Origin of the sequence: Nocardia brasiliensis ATCC 700358 (genome assembly GCF_000250675.2) — a bacterium.
GTDB classification, from domain to species: Bacteria; Actinomycetota; Actinomycetes; order Mycobacteriales; family Mycobacteriaceae; genus Nocardia; species Nocardia brasiliensis_B.
In genome coordinates, this window is record NC_018681.1 from 7,792,894 (window position 1) to 7,811,591 (window position 18,698).

The following is an 18,698-nucleotide window of genomic DNA, read 5'->3' on the forward strand; positions in this document are numbered from 1 at the left end:
GATGCGCTCGGCCTCCCGGAGTGAGGGCACCGCGGTCGCGGGCCAGAACTCCGGCGTCGGCTGAACGCGATTCGACCGCCGACCGGAACCGGCCGCCAGAATTGGAACTTGTTCTACCATGGGTCGAGTCAATGCCGACATCGGAGGAACTGCCATGCCGTTCGAACCCGCGGCCGCGGAGCTGTTGACAGCCGTGCAGGCGTCACCGCGCGCGGTGGCCGCGCACGACAAGTCCGGCTGGGTCGCGCTTTTCGCGGACGATGCGGTGGTCAACGATCCGGTCGGGTCGAGTCCGCATGTCGGCGGGCCCGCCATCGAACGGTTCTACGACACCTTCATCGGTCCGAATTCCATTGCCTTCCTTGTCGATCGCGATATCGTGCGGCCGCCGACGGTGGTCCGCGATCTGACCATCCAGACCACGATGGCGACCGGCGCTCGGGTGTCGGTGCCGATGCACCTGCGCTACCAGCTCACCGAGCAGCACGGCGAGTGGAAGATCGCGCACCTCGCCGCGCACTGGGAACTCGGCCCGATGATCATGCAACTCCTGCGTACCGGGCCGCGCGGCGTGGGCGCCGGGCTGCGACTCGGTCCGCAACTGATCACCAACCAGGGCGTCACCGGAGCGCTCGGCATGATGCGGGCGCTCGGCGGCGTCGGCACCGCGGGCAAGCGCACGGCGGCACGCCTTTTCGCCGCCGCGGGCAGCACCGATATCGCCCGCGTCCGCGGCCTGCTCGGCCATTACGCCGTCGTCGAATTACCCGCGGGCACACCGGTTTCGCTCGAGGAGTTCACGAACCGGGCGCGAAACATGCGGTGGAGCAAGCTGATCGCGGCGGGCCGTACCGTCAGCGCGAGTGTCCGGATCGGCGAGGCCCGCGGTGTCGTGTTCGTCGACTTCACCGCGGGCTCACCGCATATCGCGTCCGTGCGCTTCTTCCTCGACCAGCACTGACCCACGGTCAGGCCAACTGGATCGACTTCTCCGGTTGCGCCGCAACGGGTTCGGCGGCAGCGGGGAACTCGGTCCAGCCGGGCGGGCCGAAGATGTAACCGAGGCGGCCACGCCAGGTACGAGCGCCGCGGACATCGCGGACCAGGCCGGCCAGCTCGTGGTAGTTGACCTTCAGCGGATTGTCGGTGCCGATGTTCTTGGTGAGCCCGTAGCGGATCGGCTCGGACTCGGCGGCGAAACTGCCGAACATGCGGTCCCAGATGATGAGGATGCCGCCGTAGTTCTTGTCGATATACGGCTGGTTGGAGCCGTGATGGACGCGGTGGTGCGCGGGGGTGTTGAACAAGAACTCGATCGGGCGCGGCAGGGTCTTGATGCGCTGGGTGTGGATCGGGAACTGGTAGAGCAGGCCGATGCTCTGCAGCACGAAGATCATCCAGGCCGGGAAACCGAGCAATGCCGCCGGCACCCAAGCCAATCCGCGCAACAGGGTCGCCACCGGATGCAGCCACGGCAGGCGGATCGCCGTGGAGAGATTGAAGTACTCGCTGGAGTGGTGCACGCTGTGCGCGGTCCACATGATCCGGACCCGGTGATCGGCACGGTGCGCCCAGTAGTAGCAGAAATCGGTGACCACCAGGCCGAGCACCCAGACCCACCAGGACTTCGGGGACAGGTGCAGCGGCGTGATCGCGGCCGCGCCGACCACGGCCGAGAACGGCAGCACGTACTGCATCAGCGGCTTCACCAGCCTGCCGAGCGTGAACGTCGCCACGTTGGACACGGTGTCCCGGCCGGCCCCGGCGTGCTCGGCGCGGTCGGGGTCGCGGCGATACGCGAGCCACTCCACCGCCATCAATATCGCGAATGCCGGAATGGCATAGCTGAGCAACTCCACAGAATTCACGACACCACCTCGCCGGCCCTCGGCCGCACTCGACGCTCGATCATCAGATCTCCTTCACCGTCTGCTGTCGCTTTTCGACGATACGGTCGCTGGCCTGCGCAAACATCGCGCCGCCGAGGGAGACGAGATCCCTCCCGCGGGGGACGCGACGTGGCCGTTCCGCGGGCACAGTTGCGTAGGCACGACGATGCGCCTGGCTACGATCGGACGCTGGATCAACACGAAGGCGGTGGCGAACTGTTGGATGTGAGCAGGTCACTCGCCCGCCAATCGGTCATCGTCGCCGTGGCGGCCGCGGTGGTCGACGCGACGGTGCTCGGGTTCGGCGGCGTGTTCGCGGTCGCCCCGTGGCAGACCGCCGCCGCGGTGACCTGCATCGTCGCGGCCGACCTCGCCCTGGCCGCGCCGCCGCGCACGGCGGGGGTGGTCGCGCTGGTCCACGTCGTGGTGCGGTTGCTCGCCACACTGCTGCTGATCCATCACGGGTTCGGACCGCGCTTCGCCGATGTCGGCTTCCTGGTCGCCGGGTACCGGGCGGGCGCCTGGCTTGCCGGTTCGAAATCGGTGCTCACCATGCTCACCCTGTGTGCGGGCGTCACTGTGGCGCGGCTGCTGGCGCGCGGCGGCGCTTCCGTCGACTGGCTCCTGCTACTCGCCGGAACCACGTCGGCCGGGTGCGTGCCCTGGCTGGTCGGCCGCTACACGGCTGCGCGCGGCGCGTATATCGCCGATCTGGAGCAGCGCGCGAAACTACGTCAGCAGGAACATCAAGTCGCGCTGGAACGGGTGGTGACCGAGGAACGCGCCGCCATCGCGCGTGATCTGCACGACGTGATCTCGCACCACGTCAGCGCCATCGGCATCCACGCGGGCGCGGCCCGAATGGCGTTGGCGGGCACCGCGAATACGGCCGCCACCCGCTCGCTGACGGCGGTGGAGTCGAGCAGCCGCGCGGCGATGGAGGACCTGCGCCGTCAACTGGATCTGCTGCACGGCCACGACGACGACGGCCAGCGGCAACCGGGGCTGGCCGATGTCGACCGGCTCGTCGAGCACGTCCGCGCCGCCGGGCTGACTGTCGCGGTGAGCGTGACCGGCCCTGTTGTCGCACTACCGGATTCGCTCGACATCACGCTTTATCGCATCGTGCAGGAGATGCTGACCAACGCGCTGCGCCACGGCGACGGCGCGCATGCGCGACTGGAGGTGGCCTACCGTCCCAAGCGCGTCACCATCCGGGCGAGCAACCCGATGCCGCACCCGCCCACGATCTCCGGCAACGCGGTGCCCCGCGGCCTCGGTGGCATGCGCAGGCGCGCGGAGCTTTTCGACGGCAAGCTGGAGTACGGCCCGGACCAGACCGGAACACACTGGCACACCGAGGTTTCCGTGGCGATCGGAGGATCGTGAACAACCAGATCCGCGTGTTGATCGCCGACGACCACAGCATGTTCCGCTCGGGCCTGCGCGCCGTGGTCGACAGCCAGGACGACCTCGACTGCGTCGCCGAGGTGAGCGACGGCCGCGCCGCCATCGCCGAAACCGCCCGGCTGCGACCGGATGTCGCGATCCTCGATGTCCGAATGCCCAAGCTGGACGGCCTCGCCGCGACCGAGGCCATCGTGGCGGCGGGCGGCACCTACGTCTTGGTGCTCACCACCTACGACAGCGACACCAACCTCTACCGGGCGCTACAGGCGGGCGCGAGTGGATTTCTGCTGAAGAGCCTGGCACCGGAAGAACTCCTCGCGGCCATCCGCATCGCCGCCCGCGGCGACGCGCTGATCGATCCCTCGATGACCAAGCGCCTGGTCGCCCGGTTCGCGCACAGCATCGCTCCCCCGCAGACCCCGCCGGAGGTGGCGCAGCTGACCGCGCGCGAGCTGGAGGTGCTGCTGTTGCTCGCCGACGCGCGCAGCAACGCCGAGATCGCGAGCACGCTCGGGGTCGGCGACGAGACGGTCAAGACGCACGTCTCACGGGTGCTGGCCAAGCTCGGCGTGCGTGATCGCATCCACGCGGTCGTCTACGCCTATCAGCACGGCCTGGTCCCGCGGCACCCGCGGTAACGGCCGTTTCCGGCACGCCCGTCCGAGATCTCCGCAAATCAGGCGAGGGGACAGTACGGTTTAGCGGACTGCCTGGTCTTCTTCGATGGATGGAGCCCGCAATGCGTTGTGTTCGCGCCCGGATTGTCGCCACGGTCATCGGTGTCGCGCTGCTCCTGCCCGGAGCCGGTGTCGCGCTCGCCCAGGACCGGGCCGACCGGGGCACAACCTCGCCCGCCACCCGCAAAGCCCTGATCGAGCAGGCGCAGCAACGAATCGACAGTGCTCAGGCCCGGGAACGAGCGGTCCGCCCCGGCGGGGCCGCGGCGGCGCCGAAAGCACAACCCGGCCTGCACAGTGACACCGCGACGACCACCGTCGAAGCGGCCCGCGCCGCGGCGGACGCCGCCAAGGCCGCCTACACTGCCATCCTCGCCGCCGAGCAGGCCACCGACAGCCTCCTCGGCGTACTAGAAGCCGAGCGAGCGGTACGCGCGGCGGAGCGGGCCGCCGCCGCACCCGATGATGTCGAACTGGCGCAGGTCGCCACGGCCGCGGAAATCACCGCGGCCGCGGCGACCGGACTCCGGCGGCGCTAAGCGCCCGTCGGCGGTGCACCCGTCGTCGTCGTGGGATCGATGACACCGAACGCCTCGCCCTGCGGACCCTGCAGCACACTCATCCGCCCGAACTGGCTGTCATCGGGTCCCATCAGAACCGTGGCGCCCAACTCGGTCGCCTTGGCCATGGTCGCGTCGGTGTTGTCGACCTGGAACCAGGTCAGCCAGAACGACGGAGCGTCACCGGGCGTCTTGCCGGCGTCGTTGACCCCACCGACCGGATCACCCTCCGGCGACAGGCCGAAGGTGGAGTAGACGAAGTTGTTGCCGTCGCCGATTTCGGTGTAGTGCCAACCGAATACGGCCGCGTAGAACTCCTGCGACTGCTTGTACCGGTCGGTGTGCAGTTCGTTCCAGCAGTAGGCACCGTCCTCGTTGGAGATCCCGGCGCCGGTGTGCGCCTTGGCTTCCCACACGCCGAAGATCGCACCCACCGGATCGGCGGCCACGAACATCCGGCCGACATCGAGCACATCGAAGGGCGGCATGATCACCGAACCGCCTGCCGTGCTGACCTTCTCGGCGATCTCGTCGGCGTTGTCCGCGGCGAAGTAGGTGGTCCACACCGAGGGCATCGCCATGCCCTCCGGCTTGGGTCCGATACCCGCGGCGGGCTTGCCGTGACGTAGCGCCATCAGATATCCGCCCGCGTCCGGCGGGCTGTCCAAGACCTCCCAACCGAACAGATCGCCATAGAATTCGCGGGCGGCTGCCGTGTCGTCGACCTGGCTGTCGACCCAGCACGGCGTTCCCTGCGGCCAGCTTCCTTCATGAGTGGGCATGTCCGTGGCCTCCTTGACCTCGGGTTGCTGCGACGTGGCCGGGACGGCCCGGCGCACGGCAAGTCAACCATCAGGCCGCCGTGGCGGGCAACGGAATCCGCTGTTGTGCACCCACTGTCGGAGTACAAACGGCACAAAAACCGGATATGACGCGGATTAGTTGCCGCAAGGGGGGTTGATCAGGAGTATGGCGGCATGACAACTGCTTCCGATGTCGGGCGCGAGCGGCTGCGTCTCGACGAACTGCCGGTTCGTCCCATCCATCGCAAACTGGTTGTCCTCGTCGGTGCGGGGTTGTTCTTCGACCTCTACGAGCTGTTCCTCGCGGGGACCATCACCGGCGTACTGAAGCAAGAACTGCACCTGTCCACCTTCCAGCTCAGCGGCATCGTCGGGTCGGCGTTCGCGGGACAGTTCCTGGGCGCGCTGGTGATCGGCCGGTTGTCCGATGTGTTCGGCCGGCGCCGGATGTTCATGGTCAACATCGCGCTGTATTCCGGCTTCACCCTGCTCGGCGCGTTCAGCCCGAACATCACCTTCCTGATGGCGACCCGGTTCCTGGCCGGGCTCGGCATCGGCGCGGAGATGACGGTCTCCGATACCTATTTGTCCGAAGTCGTTCCGCCACAGGTGCGTGGCCGCATGATCGCCACGGCCTACACCATCGGCTTCTGCGCCGTGCCCACCGTCGGATTCCTCGCCAAATGGCTGGTTCCGTTGCAGCCCTTCGGGGTCGACGGTTGGCGCTGGCTGTTCGTGATCGGCGGGCTCGGCGCCGCGGTGGTGGTCGTCGCGCGCCGGAACATGCCCGAATCGCCGCGCTGGCTGGCCCGGCAAGAGCAGAAGGAAGGCGCGCTGCCCTTCGGCGCGATCCTGCGGCCGCCGTATCGCGCGCGCACCACGTTGTTCTCCGCGGTGATGATCCTGCAGGTCTTCGGGTACTACGGTTTCGGCACGCTGGCCGTACTCGTGTTGGACCGCAAGGGATTCGAGGTGGTGACCTCGCTGAGCTATCTGGCCATCACCTATCTCGGCTATCCGCTGGGTTCACTGCTCGCCATCCCGTTGATGGAGCGATTCGAACGAAAACATCTGGTGATGGGCACCGCCACCCTGATGGCGGTGTTCGGGCTGGTCTTCGGTTTCGCCACCAGCGTGCCGCTGATTCTGCTCTCCGGCGCGCTGTTCACCATCACCAGCAACGTCTTCTCCGACGCCATCCACGCCTACCTGCCCGAATCCTTCCCCACCGCGGTGCGCGGCACCGCGTCCGGCGCGACCTACTCCCTGTCCAAGGTCAGTACGGCACTGCTGCCATTTCTGCTGCTGCCGCTGCTCGACCGTCCGGGCGGGCCGGGACTGGTCTTCTCGGTGATCACCGTGGCCCTGCTCGCGATGGTCACCCTGGTCGGGGTGTGGGGGCCGCTCACCGGCAGGCACGCGCTGGACGATTAGCGCCGATCACTGTGCGAGAGTGGGGGTTCGGCGAATCCACTGCGGTGCGTCCAGTTCGGCGGCGATGAACCGGGCCAGGTCGGTAAGCGAGAGTTGCCAACCGCCGCTGGGGTTTTCGCCGTCCTGGACGCGGCAGGTGCCGGTCGGCGGATCATCGGTGAGACGGGCGGGGCGCACGAAAGTCCAGTCGAGTCCGCTGTCCCGGATGATCGTTTCCATCAGGCGCATGTCGCCGTAGAGCTCGCGCATCAAGGTTTTCGCCACGAGGCGATACCAGAGCGGGTGGTTCGGATCGTCACGGCGGACACCGCTGGAGGTGATGGCGATGAGGCGGTGCACGTCCGTCTCGCGCATCGCAGACACCAAGGCGCGGGCGCCCGCGGAATACAAGCCGTCGGCGTGCCAGCCGGACGGCCCGATCGCGCTGACCACGACGTCGTGGCCCGCCACCGCAGCCCGCACACTGTCCGGATCGCGGACGTCGGCGCGCACCACCCGGAACGGTCCCGACAGCGTCGCCGGACTGCGCACCGCGGCGGTCACCGTGTGCCCGGCGCTGAGCGCCTCCGTCACGATGTGTTGTCCCGCCCGGCCCGCCGCTCCGAACACGACCACATTGCTCATGTTCAACCTCCTGGTGACGATCAGTGATCGCAACGATCACTGATCGCTCAGAACGATGGTCGCCGCGAGCACTGTTTGTCAAGCTAGGATTCGCGCATGCCCCGCCCCAACCCGCGCACCAGCCCCGCCAAGGCGCCGCTCAGCCTCGACGCGGTCGTACGGGCCACCCTCACGCTCATCGACGAATCGGGTTGCGACGCCGTGAGCATGCGCCGGGTCGCGCAAGCCCTCGACACCGGATCGGCCTCCCTCTACGTCTACGTGCACGACCGACGGGAACTGATGCTGCTCGCCCACGACCTGGCCGTAGCCGCCGTCGAACTCCCCACCGAAGCCGACGGCGATTGGCGCGCCCGCCTCGAACTCCTCGTCCAACGCACCATCGCCGCCCTCGCCACCCACCGCGACCTCGCCGCCCTCGGCTTCACCGAAGCCCCCACCGGCCCCCACTTCCTCCGCCTCATCGAAGAAATGCTCCGCCTACTCCGCCAAGCCCTCCCCGACCCCGCCTGCGCCTGGGCGGTAGACCTCCTCGCCCAATACATAGCCTCCGCTGCGCTGGAGTCAGGGTTCCGTGCGGGAGGAGGCTCGGGCTCGGGCCTCGACGCAAAACCAGCCCCGGACTCCGGCTCCGAGTCCGACAACAGCTCCCGCCCGAGTTCCGGCGCGGACTCGCTCTCCGGCCTAGCCTCAAACCCCGGCCTCCTGTCCGACAAGGGCTCCGACTCGCGCGCAGGCGTTAACTCCGACCCCGGTGCAATCTCGGGCTCGGGCTCGGGCTCGGGCTCGGAAGAGGAGACCAGGGCTTATCTCGACGCGGTCTATGCCGCCCTACCCGCCGACGAGTACCCGACGATCCACGCCCTCGGCCCCTTCCTGACCGCAGGCGGTCCCGACCGCGCCACGTGGAAACTCCGCGTCATCATCGACGGCCTCCTCGCCACGGCGGCCTCGGGCCCAGAACTCGACGCCCGCTGGTAGCGGCTGCACGGAGCCAGCAGAACAGACGCACCACTTCCGCGCTCCCGCACCTGTTCTGGCCTGGCACAGCACGTGCGGGAGCGCAGAAGTGGTGCGGGAAGTCAGAAGGGTCGCCTGCGCGGTGGGGTCGGCTTGTTGGTTGCCGGAGACTCGGACCCGTACTACTCGTGCGGAGGGAGCATGCCCTCGAACAGGTTGCGATATTCGTCGGACAGGGGAGGTGTCGAGTTGCGCGGCAGGCCCAAGTCGGTGGTGCCGTGGCGAGTCACCGGTGGGTCGTTGCGGGGGGCGCTCAGGACCGCCTCCACGCCCCACAGCGCGTACATCAGGGCTTCCATCGAGTCCTCGCCCAGGCCGAAGCCGTCGAACGGTTCGATGCCGCGACCCAGTCCACCGATCCGCCAGACGCAACGCCAGCAACCGTTGGCGTCGTCGTAGACGGGTTGATCGACTTCGACCGTCACGGGCACCCCGTTGCGGTCGTCGAACTTGCGGCTTCCGATCAAGGCAGAGCGTGCGGATCCAGCGCTGGTCACGATCACCGATCCTATGCACCGCATCCGACCACCGACGCCGACTCGCAATTACTTCTGGACAGGTGATCACCAGGTCATGGTGTTGTCGACCTCGCACGAGGCCGCCAGGACTACCTGGTGATCACCTGTCCAGCGAGGCTGCGGCGCGTCGCCGTCGGCGCGCCGCGGCTGACGGCTGACGGCTGACGGCTGACGGCTGACGGCTGACGGCTGACGGCTGACGGCTGACGGCTGACGGCTGACGGCTGACGGCCACAGTAGAGCAGCGTCACCACGGAATCTGCTGCCGCTTCAATCACGCCGAGCACGAGTGTCGCCGAACAGTTCAGCACCCCGCCGACATAAGGAAGGTCGCCGATGCAACGCGGCTCGCGAACAAGCATGGTGGTCATCGGCGTAGCGAGACTGCGGCCGCTCTTCCGCTTCGGCGCGCGGAAACGGGTGCGGGAACGCGGAAGTGGTGCGGGGTCGAACTCCCGGCGGACCACGACGGCGTGCCGAGAGGCGTTGGGGTCAGTTCAGGCGTTCGGTCAGGTGGATGGTCACTTCGTCGCCGTCGGTTTTGCCGATGCGGCGGCGGATCGCGGCGGCGACGGGGAGCTTGTGGGTGCCGTCGCCGAGGGCCATGAAGGAGGAGGTGAAGGGGACGCCGTCCACGGTTCCTTTTACCTTGACCAGGCCTCGGGTGCCGAAGATCGTGGCGGAGTCGGGAAGTTGCACGCACGTCCAGGTGTCGCCTTCGCGGACTTTTCCGAGGACGGCGGTGAAGGTGACGTCGAGGGGTCCAGTAGCCATGGGAGGTCTCCTGTCGAAGGATCAGAGGAACAGTCCGAGGACGACACCGCTGACGACCAGTTTGAGGACCCAGTCGGTCATGTGCACCAGGGCGGTCGGGATCGGCACGTTCTCGTGCACGATCGCCCCGGCGAGGATGGTCACCGGCAGGATCGCCACGATCGCGCCCAGCGCCGCTCCGGCTCCGACGCCATGCCGATCGCCGATGATCAGCAGAATCGCGAGCACCGCCGCCGCCAGCAGACCACGCAGGACCACGAACGCCATCTGCACCGGCAGGCTGATGCCGGGGCGCGGGGTGCTCGTCCGCGACACCAGCGCCGCGACCGGGGGCGTCGCGTACAACACCGCACTGATGACGAACGAGACGACCGCCGCGACGGCGATACCTGCGACTACCATGGCGAACTCCTTAAGTACGATGCGGTATTAAATTTAGGTTGGGATCTTAGTACTGTCAAGTACTAAAGTGGGGCGCATGAGCTCTGCAGGTGGACGCCGCGGCCGGCCGCCGGGGAAGTCCGGCACCGAACTACTGGCCGTCGCCCGCGCGGTGTTTCTGGAGCGCGGCTTCGCCGGGTCGACGATGGACGAGGTCGCCGCGCGTGCGGGGATATCCAAAACCTCGCTCTATCGCGAACATCCGTCGAAGGCGGGCTTGTTCGCCGCGGTGGTCGAGCAGTGGGCGAGCGCGGGTCGCGACGCCATGCGGCCCGCCCTGGAGCAGCTCGAGGCGGCCGAGGATGTCCGTGCGGGCCTGATCACCTGGGCGCGCGGCCTTCGGGCGGGCGTGCTCGCCCCGCCCGTGGTGGAGATGCGCCGCTTGGTGACCGCCGAGGCCGCGCGCCACCCCGAGGTCGGCGCGACCTATCTGCAGCAGAGCTGGGTCCGCAACATCGGCAACCTCGCCACCACCCTCCGGAAACTGGACAGCCGCGGCGCATTGCGGATTCCGGACCCCGATATCGCCGCCGAACAGCTGACCTGGCTGGTCGTGGGCGCACCCCTGAACTCCCGGATGCTGGACGCCACCACCGCGATCACGACCCCCACCGACACCGCAACCAACACCGCGACCGACACCGTCGAACCAGCGATCGACCTGTTCCTGGCTGCTTACGGTCGGGATTGACGACCCAAGGACTTCCGACCTGACAGACCCCAGATAAAGAACGAGGGCGGTCCCGAACTATTCGTTCGAGACCGCCCTCATGAGTAGCGGGGACAGGATTTGAACCTGCGACCTCTGGGTTATGAGCCCAGCGAGCTACCGAGCTGCTCCACCCCGCGTCGGTGAACACAACATTACACACGGGTTAGAGTTGACGCCAAATCGCCTGGTCAGAGCCATAAAAGGCACCCGACTGGGCACAGTGAAGGGCACTCAGACCCCACCGCGAACCCATCCGGAAAAACTCGCCGGTTCACCCGCCGGACCGATCACAGACGCCGCTTCGCCACGCCCACGGCCTCGGCATCCGCCCGTCCGGAGCGGTTAAACGTGACCTGAACCACTATTAAACAGTGATCTCGAACACATAACGTTGCTATAACAGACCGTCCGGAATGCGTGTTGATGGCGTTTGCGAGCTGCGTAAACAACCATATTCGGGTTATTCGCTTCATGCAATTCGTGTGTTATCAAGATGTGATCTGCCGAGATTTCTTCGTTACCGTGCGTTCACGGCCCGGATCATCCGTGAAGGGCTCGAACTCGAACCGACGAATACCGGCGACCCTGCCCCACGGTTCGAGGATCCCCGACGACCTGGGGGCAGGGACCCGGCAGCTGGATCGCCGGGCTCGGTAGGCGCAGGGAGGGAAAAACACACATGACTGAGAACCGGAAGTTCAACGCCCGCGCCCTCGGCCTCGCCGCCGTCACCGGCGCTCTTGTTGCCGTCCCGTTCGCACTCTCCACCGCGACCGCCTCCGCCGCACCTGCCCACGACTGGGACGGTGTCGCGCAGTGCGAGAGCGGTGGCAACTGGGGGATCGCCACCGGAAACGGCTACTACGGTGGCCTGCAGTTCTCGCCGAGCACCTGGCGGGCCAACGGCGGCCAGGGTTCGGCCCACACCGCGAGCAAGGAAGAGCAGATCCGCGTCGCGGAGAACGTGCTCGCCACCCAGGGCGTCGGCGCCTGGCCGGTGTGCGGGCAGTACCTGCGCCCGGGCACCTCCGCGCCGGAGCCGGAAGCCGTGGTCGAGCCGGAGCCCGCGCCCGAGCCGGCCGCGCCCGCGCTGCCTGCCCCCGGCACCACCAAGGCTTACGTCGAGCAGGCCAAGTCCGCCGGCGACGCGCTGGCCAAGCAGTACGGCCTGCAGGATCAGTACCAGCAGCTGCTGCAGCAGACCAACCCGCTGATCGAGTCGATCGCCGGTAGCTGAGAATAGTTCTCGCACAACGAAAGCGGCGCTGCTATCCGTTCGGATAGCAGCGCCGCTTTCGTGTTCCGTTGCAGCCTGGTGCGATTCAGGCCGCGGGCGCCCTAGCGCCCGGCGTCCTGATACGCCTTCACTGCGGCGTCCAGTTCGTCCAGCGCTTTGCCGAAGTCCTGGAAGTTGCCCGTGCGCATGGCATTTCGCACGTTCTCGATCTTCCGGTTCAGCTCCGCGGCCGCGGCGTCCTTGGCCGCCGACGAACCGGCGGGCGGAGTGACCCCGCCCGGCGGCGGCGGAGGCGGCGTGCCGGTGTTGTTGCCGGGCGGCGGCGTGGTGCCTTCGACCGGCGGGGTGGTGCCGGGTTTCGGCCTGGTCGCCGGGTCACCGCCGAACGGTGTGGCCAGCGCACCCGCGCCGGGCAGCACCTGGTTCAACGCCTCTGCCAGCGTGGACGCGTAACCGACCTTCACGCTGCCCGCCTCGTCGCGGTAGCTGACGAGCACGCGCAGCAGCTGCGGGAAGGTGGAGGTGTTCGGCCCGGTGTTGCGTTCGTTGTAGAACGGCTCGACGTACAGGATGCCGCCGTCGGCCACCGGCAAGGTGAGCAGGTTGCCGTACTTGATCTTGTTCGAGTTGGACAGCAGTGTCCGCTCCCGCGAGACCTCGGGCGCGGTCGTCATCGTGTTCTGCGTCTGCTGCGGACCCTGCGTCTGGGTATCCGTCGGCAAACGTCGAATCGTGAACTTGCCGTAGCCATCCGGATCTGAACGCACCGAGATGTACGCGGAGAGGAACTGCCGGTTGTAACCGACCATGGCACTGGTCAGGTTGAAGGTCGGCTTGTTCGTCTGCTGATCACCGAGCAGCACGTAGTACGGCGGCTGGTTGAACGTGCCGCCGCCCTCGATCGTCGGATCGCTCGGCACCGACCAGAATGCGTTGTTGGTGAAGAACTCTCGCGGATCGTCCACGTGGTATTTGGTCAGCATTTCGCGCTGCACCTTGAAGAAATCCTCCGGATAACGGAAATGCGCGCGCAATTCCGGAGAGATATCGCTCATCGGTTTCACCGCACCGGGGAACACCCCGCGCCACGCCTTGAGCACCGGATCGCTGGGATCCGTTTCGTAGAGCGTCACGGTGCCGTCGTAGGCGTCGACGGTGGCCTTGACCGAGTTCCGGATGTAGCTGACTTCCTTGCGCGGCAACAACCTTCCGGTCTTCTTGTCCACGCTGTCCTCGACCGCGCCGTCCAGCGACGTCTTCTGCGCGTACGGGTAGTTGTCGAGCGTGGTGTACGCGTCGACGATCCACTGGATCCGGCCGCCGACGACCGCCGGGTAGGCGTTGCCGTCGGTGGTCAGCCAGGGCGCCACCTTCTGCACCCGTTCGCGCGGCGCGCGGTTGTAGATGATCTTCGACTCCGGGCCGATGGCCGAGGAGAAGAGGATGTTGCGCTCGGCGTACTTGGCGGCGAAGGCGAGCCGGTTGAACCAGTTGCCGATCGGCACGCCGCCCTTGCCGTCGTAGGTGAACTGCGCTGCGTCCGAATCGTATTCGCGCGGACGCTGCCCCTCGGACGCACCGACGATCGCGTAGTCCGGATTGGCCTGCGAGATCACCTCGCCGTAGTAGATCCGCGGCTGGTCGACCTTGATCCGCTGCTTGTCGGTGGGCGTGAACAGGTCGCTGACCATGAAGATCGGGTAGCCGCTGTCGCTGCTGCCGCCGGTCGCGTTCGGATCCTCGGACTGCGGCTTGTTGACCCGGTTGGCCGGCGCGGCGACGAAACCGTTGCCGTGCGTGTAGACGGTGTGCTGGTTGATCCAGTCCTTCTGGTTACCGGACAGCGCCGCCGGGGACAGCTCGCGCGCCGCGACGATGTAGTCCTGCACATCGCCGTCGAGGTTGTAGCGGTCGATATCGAGCGCCTCGGGGAACCCGTAGAAGTTCTTCAGCTGCCGCAGCTGAGTGAAGGTGGGCGACAGGATGTTCGGGTCGAGCAGGCGCGCGTTGCCGATCGTCGCCGCGTCGACCGGGACGTTGACGGGGTTCTTGTTGCTCTCCCCCTTGTAGTCCACGTATTCGATCTTGTCGTCCGTGATGCCGAACGCCTGTCTGGTCGCGGCGATATTGCGCTGGATGTATTCGCTTTCCTTGTCCGCGGCGTTCGGGCGCACCGAGAACTGCTCGACGACGAGCGGCCACACCGCGCCGACCAGAATCGAGGACAGCACGAGCAGGGCCGCGGCCATCGCGGGCACCCGCAGATCGCGCAGCACGATGCCGGCGAAGAAGGCGATCGCGCAGATCACCGCGATGGACAGCAGGATCAGTTTGGCGGGCAGCACCGCGTTGATATCGGTGAACGAACCACCGGTGAAGGTGGGCTCCTTGCGGCTGCTCATCAGCAGCTCGTACCGATCGAACCAGTAGGCGATCGCCTTGAGCAGCACGAAAAGTCCGGCGAGCACGGCGAGTTGGATGCGCGCGGCCCGGGTCAGCGTGCCTTCGCGGCCGCTGAGCCGCAGGCCGCCGAACACGTAGTGGGTCACCAGGCTGGCGAAGAACGCGATGACCACCGCGACGAACAGCCAGTTCAGCACCATCCGGTAGAACGGCAGCTCGAAGGCGTAGAAGCTGACGTCGAGGTGGAACTGCGGATCCTGCTGGCCGAACTCGCTGCTGTTCAGGAACAGCTGCACGGTGACCCAATTCGATTGCGCCACCAGACCGGACAGCAGGCCGAGCAGCACCGGGATGCCGACGCCGAACAGCCGCAGCCTGCTCATCACGGTGGTGCGATACCGGGCGATCGGATCGTTCGGGCCGGCCACCGGCACGAACACCGGCCGGGACCGATAGGCCAGCAGCAGTGCCAGCCAGACCACCAGACCGACGAAGATCGCGATCCCGAGGAACAGCAGCACCCTGGTCCGCAGCACGGTGAGATATACGCTGCGGAAATGGACTTCACCGAACCACAGCCAGTTGGTATAGGCGTCGGTGAGCCGTGGCCCGAGCAGCAGCAACGCCGCGAGGACGATGGCCGCGAGCAGCAGCACCCGGCTGCGTCGGGAAAGCGAAGGTAAGCCGGTGGGGGGCCGCATGCCCACGATGCCACTCTCCAAGGTCCGGCGGCGCGCGCATCGAGTGGCCCCGACGGCGCGCCGCAGTCCGATGTTGCGGGTGGTCCTTCCGGACCGTCGCGCCCCACTCTACGGAATCGGACAGTATTTGGGCCGCGCGGGCGCGGCGGTGTTCGACATTAGGGGCCGCGCAAGCGCGGCGGTGTTCGACATTCGGACCGCGCGGGCGCGGCAGTGTTCCACTCGTTTGATTTGATGTCCCCCGTGACCCCTGCAGATCTGCATGCCGAACTCGTCCTCGCCCGTTCCGTCCGGGAGGTGGCCGAGTTCGTCGACGCCGAAGGATGGGGCAGAGCGCCGCAGATGTTCGCGCTGGTACCCACCGCCGACCTGGTCGCCGCGCAGCCCGAACTGCTCGAGCAACTCGACGAGGGCGCGGAGCTGACACCCGTTGCGCAGGAATCGTTCCCGGACGACATCACCGGCGGGTCGATGGCGCTGGACGAGTTCCTCGCGACCACCAGCTGGCCGCCCGCCGTGCAGGGGTGCGTGCTCGTGCAGGAGATCGTGGTGCTGCCGCCGGACGCCGAATCCACCCTGGACGCGGCGCTGGTGCCGCTGCTCGCCGACCACGACGCGGCCGACGCGGCCGCGCGCGCCGCGGCCGAGGCGCATCCCGATCGCCGCGAGGCCCGGCTGTTCGCCGCGGTGCTGCGCGAGGGCGCGTCGCTGTGCCTGCTGCAGGTGCGTCCCGAGGACGACGCCGACGAATTCGCCGACATGGACCTGCGCACCTACCCCAACCTGGCGCCCAACCTGATCGAGGCGTTGCTCGCCACGCTGGAGTGACCCGGCGTCAGCCGCAGCTGACCGTCTCCTTGCCCGCGTTGATCTCGTTCAGCGATTGCACCGCGCCGGTGAGGTTCTCGACCTTCACCAGCCGCAGCCCCTCGGGGGTGCGCTGCCGAGCCTCGTTGCAGTTGGCGGCGGGCACCAGGAACGTCTCCGCACCGGCTTCGCGGGCGGCCATCATCTTGTACTGGATGCCGCCGATCGGCCCGACCTTGCCGTCGTTGTCGATCGTGCCGGTGCCCGCGACGAACTTCCCGCCGTCCAGCTCGCCCGGGGTGAGCTTGTCGATCAGCGCGAGGCTGAACATCAGACCGGCCGACGGTCCACCGATATCGGCGAGGTTGAAGTCCACCTGCAGCGGCGGGCGGGCGCCCTCGCCCGGCGTGACGCCGAGGTAGCCCTTCGCCTTGTCGTCCGGTCGCTCGCCGAGCGTCACCTGGATAGTCTGCTCGGCGCTCTCGCGACGCACCTGCACGGTCAGCACGTCGCCGGGTTTCTGCGCGCCGACTGCGGTGACCACGTCTTTGGGCGCGGCGATCGGCGTGCCGTTGATACTGATGATCTCGTCGCCGGCCTTCAGCAGATCCTTGGCGGGGCCGTCATCGGAGACTTTGCGCAGCAGCACGACGGTCGGCATGTTGAGGAAGTGCAGCGCAGCGATCTCGGCGTTGCCCTCGGAATCCTTGAAGTCCTGCTGATTGGACTTGTCGATCTCCTCACGCGAGACCCCGGGCGGATACACCTCCGCACGCGGCACCAGGCCGTGCTTGCCGCTCGCCCAGAAGCCGAACGCCTCGAAGATGCTCAGCCCGTCGCGCACCGACACGGTGGTCATATTGAGATGGCCCGTGGTCGGGTCCACCGCGGTGCCGCGCACGTCGACGACCTCTTTGCCGTCGACCTGGCCGAGGGTGTTGAAGGTGGGGCCGGGACCGAGTGCGACGAACGGCACAGTGAGCACGGTGCCGAGCGCGCCGAGCACGAGCACCGGGATCAGAGCGGCCACCAGGGTGAGGATCCGACGATTCACCTGGACCACAGTAATGATCGCCGCTCTGCCCGGATGCCGGAGGCGAACATTCCGTGTCGCCGCGCGACCTCGATTTCGCGCCGCGCGAACATCAACAGCCTGCACCGCACGCGTAACGTAAGGGATATGAGTGACGTCCCCTTCGGATTTTCGAACCGCGACGACGACGACCGCAAGCGCGGTGACGAGCCGGGCGGTCCCGAGTCGAACAACCCGTTCGGCTTCGGTGTGGGCGGGCCGGGCGGCGGGTTCGATCCGTCGCAGCTCGGGCAGATGCTGACCTCGCTCGGCCAGATGCTCAGTGGCATGGGCCAGCCGGGGTCGGGGCAGTCCGGGCCGGTGAACTACGACGTCGCCAAACGGCTGGCGCGCCAGCAGCTCGGTTCGACCATCACGCCGGTCACGGCGAGCACCGCCAGTGCCGTCACCGACGCCGCGCACCTCGCCGAGCTGTGGCTCGACAGCGCGACCACGCTGCCCGCGGGCGCCGGCAAGACCGTCGCGTGGACGGCCAACGACTGGATCGAGGAGACGCTGAGCACCTGGCAGCGGCTGTGCGACCCGGTGGCACAGCAGATCTCGGGCATGTGGACCGCGTCGCTGCCTGAGGAGGCCAAGGAGTTCGCCGCCCCGATGGTCGGCATGCTCGGTCAGATGGGCGGGCTCGCCTTCGGCTCGCAACTCGGCCAGGCCCTCGGCCAGCTCGCCAAGGAGGTGCTGACCTCCACCGATATCGGCTTACCGCTCGGCCCGTCCGGCACGGCGGCGCTGCTGCCCGCGGCGATCGCGGAGTTCAGCGCGGGCCTCGAGCAGCCGGAGAGCGAGATCATGGTGTTCCTCGCCGCCCGGGAAGCCGCGCACCAGCGGCTGTTCGGGCACGTCCCGTGGCTGCGTCAGCAGGTGCTGGCCGCGGTCGAGGACTATGCGCGCGGCATCCGGATGGACTTCTCCGCGCTGGAGGAGGCCGCGCAGGGCATCGACCCGATGGCGCTGACCGACCCCTCGAAGATCGAAGAGATCCTGGCGCAGGGCGCGTTCGAACCGCAGACGACGCCGGAGCAGAAGCAGGCGCTGGAGCGGCTGGAAACGCTGCTCGCGTTGATCGAGGGCTGGGTCGAGGTCGTGGTGACCGACGCCGTCGGCGATCGGTTGCCCGGTGCGGGCGCGCTGGCCGAGACGCTGCGCAGGCGGCGCGCCACCGGCGGCCCGGCCGAGCAGACCTTCGCGACCCTGGTCGGGCTCGAACTGCGGCCGCGCAAGTTGCGCGAGGCCGCGGCGCTGTGGCGCAGGCTGACCAGCGACGCGGGCATGGAGAAGCGCGACGGCGTGTGGGCGCACCCCGACCTGCTGCCCGATTCCAACGATCTGGACTCCCCCGCCGGCTTCATCGATTCGGTGATCGGCGGCGGCGCCACCGCATTCGACGATCCGCTGGCGCAGCTGGCCGAGACCGAAGCGCGGGAGCAGGCCGAGCGCGCCAAGGCCGGGGAGGACACCCCGGACACCGGCGAGTCGGGCCCCGACCTGGGTAAGGACGGCGGACAGTCCGCCTGAGTGTCCTGTTGGCAACCGCGAATCCCTGTGCATAACCACAGGATTCGATGCGGAGAGGGACAGCCTCGCTGAGCACACTG

General features: G+C 67.7%; 19 protein-coding genes and 1 tRNA gene. 10 read left to right on the forward strand and 10 right to left on the reverse strand.

The annotated features are described in order from the left end of the window. Positions 1-154: 154 nt before the first annotated feature. Positions 155-961 (forward strand): nuclear transport factor 2 family protein, encoded by an 807-nt coding sequence (locus tag O3I_RS34670; protein WP_014987703.1) that lies wholly within the window; start codon positions 155-157, stop codon positions 959-961. A gap of 7 nt (positions 962-968) precedes the next feature. On the opposite strand, the gene O3I_RS34675 is transcribed toward O3I_RS34670, so the two are convergent. After that, entirely contained in the window at positions 969-1,868 is a 900-nt protein-coding gene (locus O3I_RS34675; protein ID WP_237748189.1) for a sterol desaturase family protein, read from the reverse strand. Positions 1,869-2,114: 246 nt separating this feature from the next. Between O3I_RS34675 and O3I_RS34680 the strand changes: the two genes are divergently transcribed. The 3 genes from O3I_RS34680 (at position 2,115) to O3I_RS34690 (ending at position 4,515) form a co-directional block, all read left to right on the forward strand. Beyond that, positions 2,115-3,278 (forward strand): sensor histidine kinase, encoded by a 1,164-nt coding sequence (locus tag O3I_RS34680; protein WP_237748190.1) that lies wholly within the window; start codon positions 2,115-2,117, stop codon positions 3,276-3,278. Continuing rightward, positions 3,275-3,937 (forward strand): response regulator, encoded by a 663-nt coding sequence (locus O3I_RS34685; protein WP_014987706.1) that lies wholly within the window; start codon positions 3,275-3,277, stop codon positions 3,935-3,937. Before O3I_RS34680 ends, O3I_RS34685 begins: the two co-directional genes overlap by 4 nt. A gap of 101 nt (positions 3,938-4,038) precedes the next feature. After that, the gene (locus O3I_RS34690) at positions 4,039-4,515 is read left to right on the forward strand and encodes a hypothetical protein (RefSeq protein ID WP_014987707.1); all 477 of its coding nucleotides are present in this window, start codon (positions 4,039-4,041) and stop codon (positions 4,513-4,515) included. On the opposite strand, the gene O3I_RS34695 is transcribed toward O3I_RS34690, so the two are convergent. Next, on the reverse strand, positions 4,512-5,318 hold the full coding sequence (locus O3I_RS34695; RefSeq protein WP_041564739.1) for a VOC family protein: 807 nt from the start codon (positions 5,316-5,318) through the stop codon (positions 4,512-4,514). The genes O3I_RS34690 and O3I_RS34695 overlap by 4 nt on opposite strands. Positions 5,319-5,513: 195 nt before the next feature. Between O3I_RS34695 and O3I_RS34700 the strand changes: the two genes are divergently transcribed. Further along, the gene (locus tag O3I_RS34700) at positions 5,514-6,773 is read left to right on the forward strand and encodes an MFS transporter (protein WP_014987709.1); all 1,260 of its coding nucleotides are present in this window, start codon (positions 5,514-5,516) and stop codon (positions 6,771-6,773) included. Between the two features lie 6 nt (positions 6,774-6,779). On the opposite strand, the gene O3I_RS34705 is transcribed toward O3I_RS34700, so the two are convergent. Then, positions 6,780-7,397 carry an NAD(P)-dependent oxidoreductase gene (locus O3I_RS34705; protein ID WP_014987710.1) on the reverse strand — a complete coding sequence of 206 codons (618 nt, stop codon included), beginning with the start codon at positions 7,395-7,397 and terminating at the stop codon, positions 6,780-6,782. 96 nt (positions 7,398-7,493) lie between these two features. Here O3I_RS34705 and O3I_RS34710 point away from each other — a divergent pair, with 96 nt between their 5' ends. After that, positions 7,494-8,378 (forward strand): TetR/AcrR family transcriptional regulator, encoded by an 885-nt coding sequence (locus tag O3I_RS34710; protein ID WP_014987711.1) that lies wholly within the window; start codon positions 7,494-7,496, stop codon positions 8,376-8,378. A gap of 161 nt (positions 8,379-8,539) precedes the next feature. Here the strand turns inward: O3I_RS34710 and O3I_RS34715 are convergent, their stop codons facing one another. From O3I_RS34715 to O3I_RS34725, 4 genes are all read right to left on the reverse strand, one after another. Then, positions 8,540-8,914 (reverse strand): DUF6968 family protein, encoded by a 375-nt coding sequence (locus O3I_RS34715; protein ID WP_141691867.1) that lies wholly within the window; start codon positions 8,912-8,914, stop codon positions 8,540-8,542. 110 nt (positions 8,915-9,024) lie between these two features. Next, positions 9,025-9,306 (reverse strand): hypothetical protein, encoded by a 282-nt coding sequence (locus tag O3I_RS45155; RefSeq protein ID WP_141691866.1) that lies wholly within the window; start codon positions 9,304-9,306, stop codon positions 9,025-9,027. A 121-nt stretch (positions 9,307-9,427) separates the two neighbouring features. Then, a complete protein-coding gene (locus tag O3I_RS34720; protein WP_014987713.1) occupies positions 9,428-9,709 on the reverse strand; it encodes a DUF1905 domain-containing protein in 282 nt (93 codons plus the stop codon). Between the two features lie 21 nt (positions 9,710-9,730). Continuing rightward, on the reverse strand, positions 9,731-10,111 hold the full coding sequence (locus tag O3I_RS34725) for a DUF1761 family protein (protein WP_014987714.1): 381 nt from the start codon (positions 10,109-10,111) through the stop codon (positions 9,731-9,733). 76 nt (positions 10,112-10,187) lie between these two features. On the opposite strand from O3I_RS34725, the gene O3I_RS34730 reads away from it, so the two are divergent. Then, the gene (locus tag O3I_RS34730) at positions 10,188-10,841 is read left to right on the forward strand and encodes a TetR/AcrR family transcriptional regulator (protein WP_014987715.1); all 654 of its coding nucleotides are present in this window, start codon (positions 10,188-10,190) and stop codon (positions 10,839-10,841) included. Between the two features lie 84 nt (positions 10,842-10,925). Here the strand turns inward: O3I_RS34730 and O3I_RS34735 are convergent. Next, positions 10,926-10,999, reverse strand: a tRNA-Met gene (locus O3I_RS34735). Between the two features lie 542 nt (positions 11,000-11,541). On the opposite strand from O3I_RS34735, the gene O3I_RS34740 reads away from it, so the two are divergent. Continuing rightward, on the forward strand, positions 11,542-12,099 hold the full coding sequence (locus O3I_RS34740; RefSeq protein ID WP_014987716.1) for a transglycosylase family protein: 558 nt from the start codon (positions 11,542-11,544) through the stop codon (positions 12,097-12,099). A 101-nt stretch (positions 12,100-12,200) separates the two neighbouring features. Here O3I_RS34740 and O3I_RS34745 read toward each other — a convergent pair whose 3' ends face one another. Beyond that, positions 12,201-15,209 (reverse strand): UPF0182 family protein, encoded by a 3,009-nt coding sequence (locus O3I_RS34745; RefSeq protein WP_041564740.1) that lies wholly within the window; start codon positions 15,207-15,209, stop codon positions 12,201-12,203. A gap of 228 nt (positions 15,210-15,437) precedes the next feature. Between O3I_RS34745 and O3I_RS34750 the strand changes: the two genes are divergently transcribed. After that, positions 15,438-16,031, forward strand: a complete 594-nt coding sequence (locus tag O3I_RS34750; protein WP_041563060.1) for a PPA1309 family protein — start codon at positions 15,438-15,440, stop codon at positions 16,029-16,031. 7 nt (positions 16,032-16,038) lie between these two features. Here the strand turns inward: O3I_RS34750 and O3I_RS34755 are convergent, their stop codons facing one another. Further along, positions 16,039-17,064 (reverse strand): YlbL family protein, encoded by a 1,026-nt coding sequence (locus O3I_RS34755; protein WP_141691865.1) that lies wholly within the window; start codon positions 17,062-17,064, stop codon positions 16,039-16,041. Positions 17,065-17,190: 126 nt separating this feature from the next. On the opposite strand from O3I_RS34755, the gene O3I_RS34760 reads away from it, so the two are divergent. Next, positions 17,191-18,618, forward strand: a complete 1,428-nt coding sequence (locus tag O3I_RS34760; RefSeq protein ID WP_014987720.1) for a zinc-dependent metalloprotease — start codon at positions 17,191-17,193, stop codon at positions 18,616-18,618. The last annotated feature ends 80 nt before the right edge of the window (positions 18,619-18,698 follow it).

Coding starts and splice junctions, on each gene's coding strand:
- O3I_RS34670 (WP_014987703.1), top strand. CDS start 155: ATGCCGTTCGAACCCGCGGCCGCGGAGCTGTTGACAGCCGTGCAGGCG.
- O3I_RS34690 (WP_014987707.1), top strand. CDS start 4,039: ATGCGTTGTGTTCGCGCCCGGATTGTCGCCACGGTCATCGGTGTCGCG.
- O3I_RS34695 (WP_041564739.1), bottom strand. CDS start 5,318: ATGCCCACTCATGAAGGAAGCTGGCCGCAGGGAACGCCGTGCTGGGTC.
- O3I_RS34700 (WP_014987709.1), top strand. CDS start 5,514: ATGACAACTGCTTCCGATGTCGGGCGCGAGCGGCTGCGTCTCGACGAA.
- O3I_RS34705 (WP_014987710.1), bottom strand. CDS start 7,397: ATGAGCAATGTGGTCGTGTTCGGAGCGGCGGGCCGGGCGGGACAACAC.
- O3I_RS34710 (WP_014987711.1), top strand. CDS start 7,494: ATGCCCCGCCCCAACCCGCGCACCAGCCCCGCCAAGGCGCCGCTCAGC.
- O3I_RS45155 (WP_141691866.1), bottom strand. CDS start 9,306: ATGACCACCATGCTTGTTCGCGAGCCGCGTTGCATCGGCGACCTTCCT.
- O3I_RS34720 (WP_014987713.1), bottom strand. CDS start 9,709: ATGGCTACTGGACCCCTCGACGTCACCTTCACCGCCGTCCTCGGAAAA.
- O3I_RS34725 (WP_014987714.1), bottom strand. CDS start 10,111: ATGGTAGTCGCAGGTATCGCCGTCGCGGCGGTCGTCTCGTTCGTCATC.
- O3I_RS34730 (WP_014987715.1), top strand. CDS start 10,188: ATGAGCTCTGCAGGTGGACGCCGCGGCCGGCCGCCGGGGAAGTCCGGC.
- O3I_RS34740 (WP_014987716.1), top strand. CDS start 11,542: ATGACTGAGAACCGGAAGTTCAACGCCCGCGCCCTCGGCCTCGCCGCC.
- O3I_RS34750 (WP_041563060.1), top strand. CDS start 15,438: ATGTCCCCCGTGACCCCTGCAGATCTGCATGCCGAACTCGTCCTCGCC.
- O3I_RS34760 (WP_014987720.1), top strand. CDS start 17,191: ATGAGTGACGTCCCCTTCGGATTTTCGAACCGCGACGACGACGACCGC.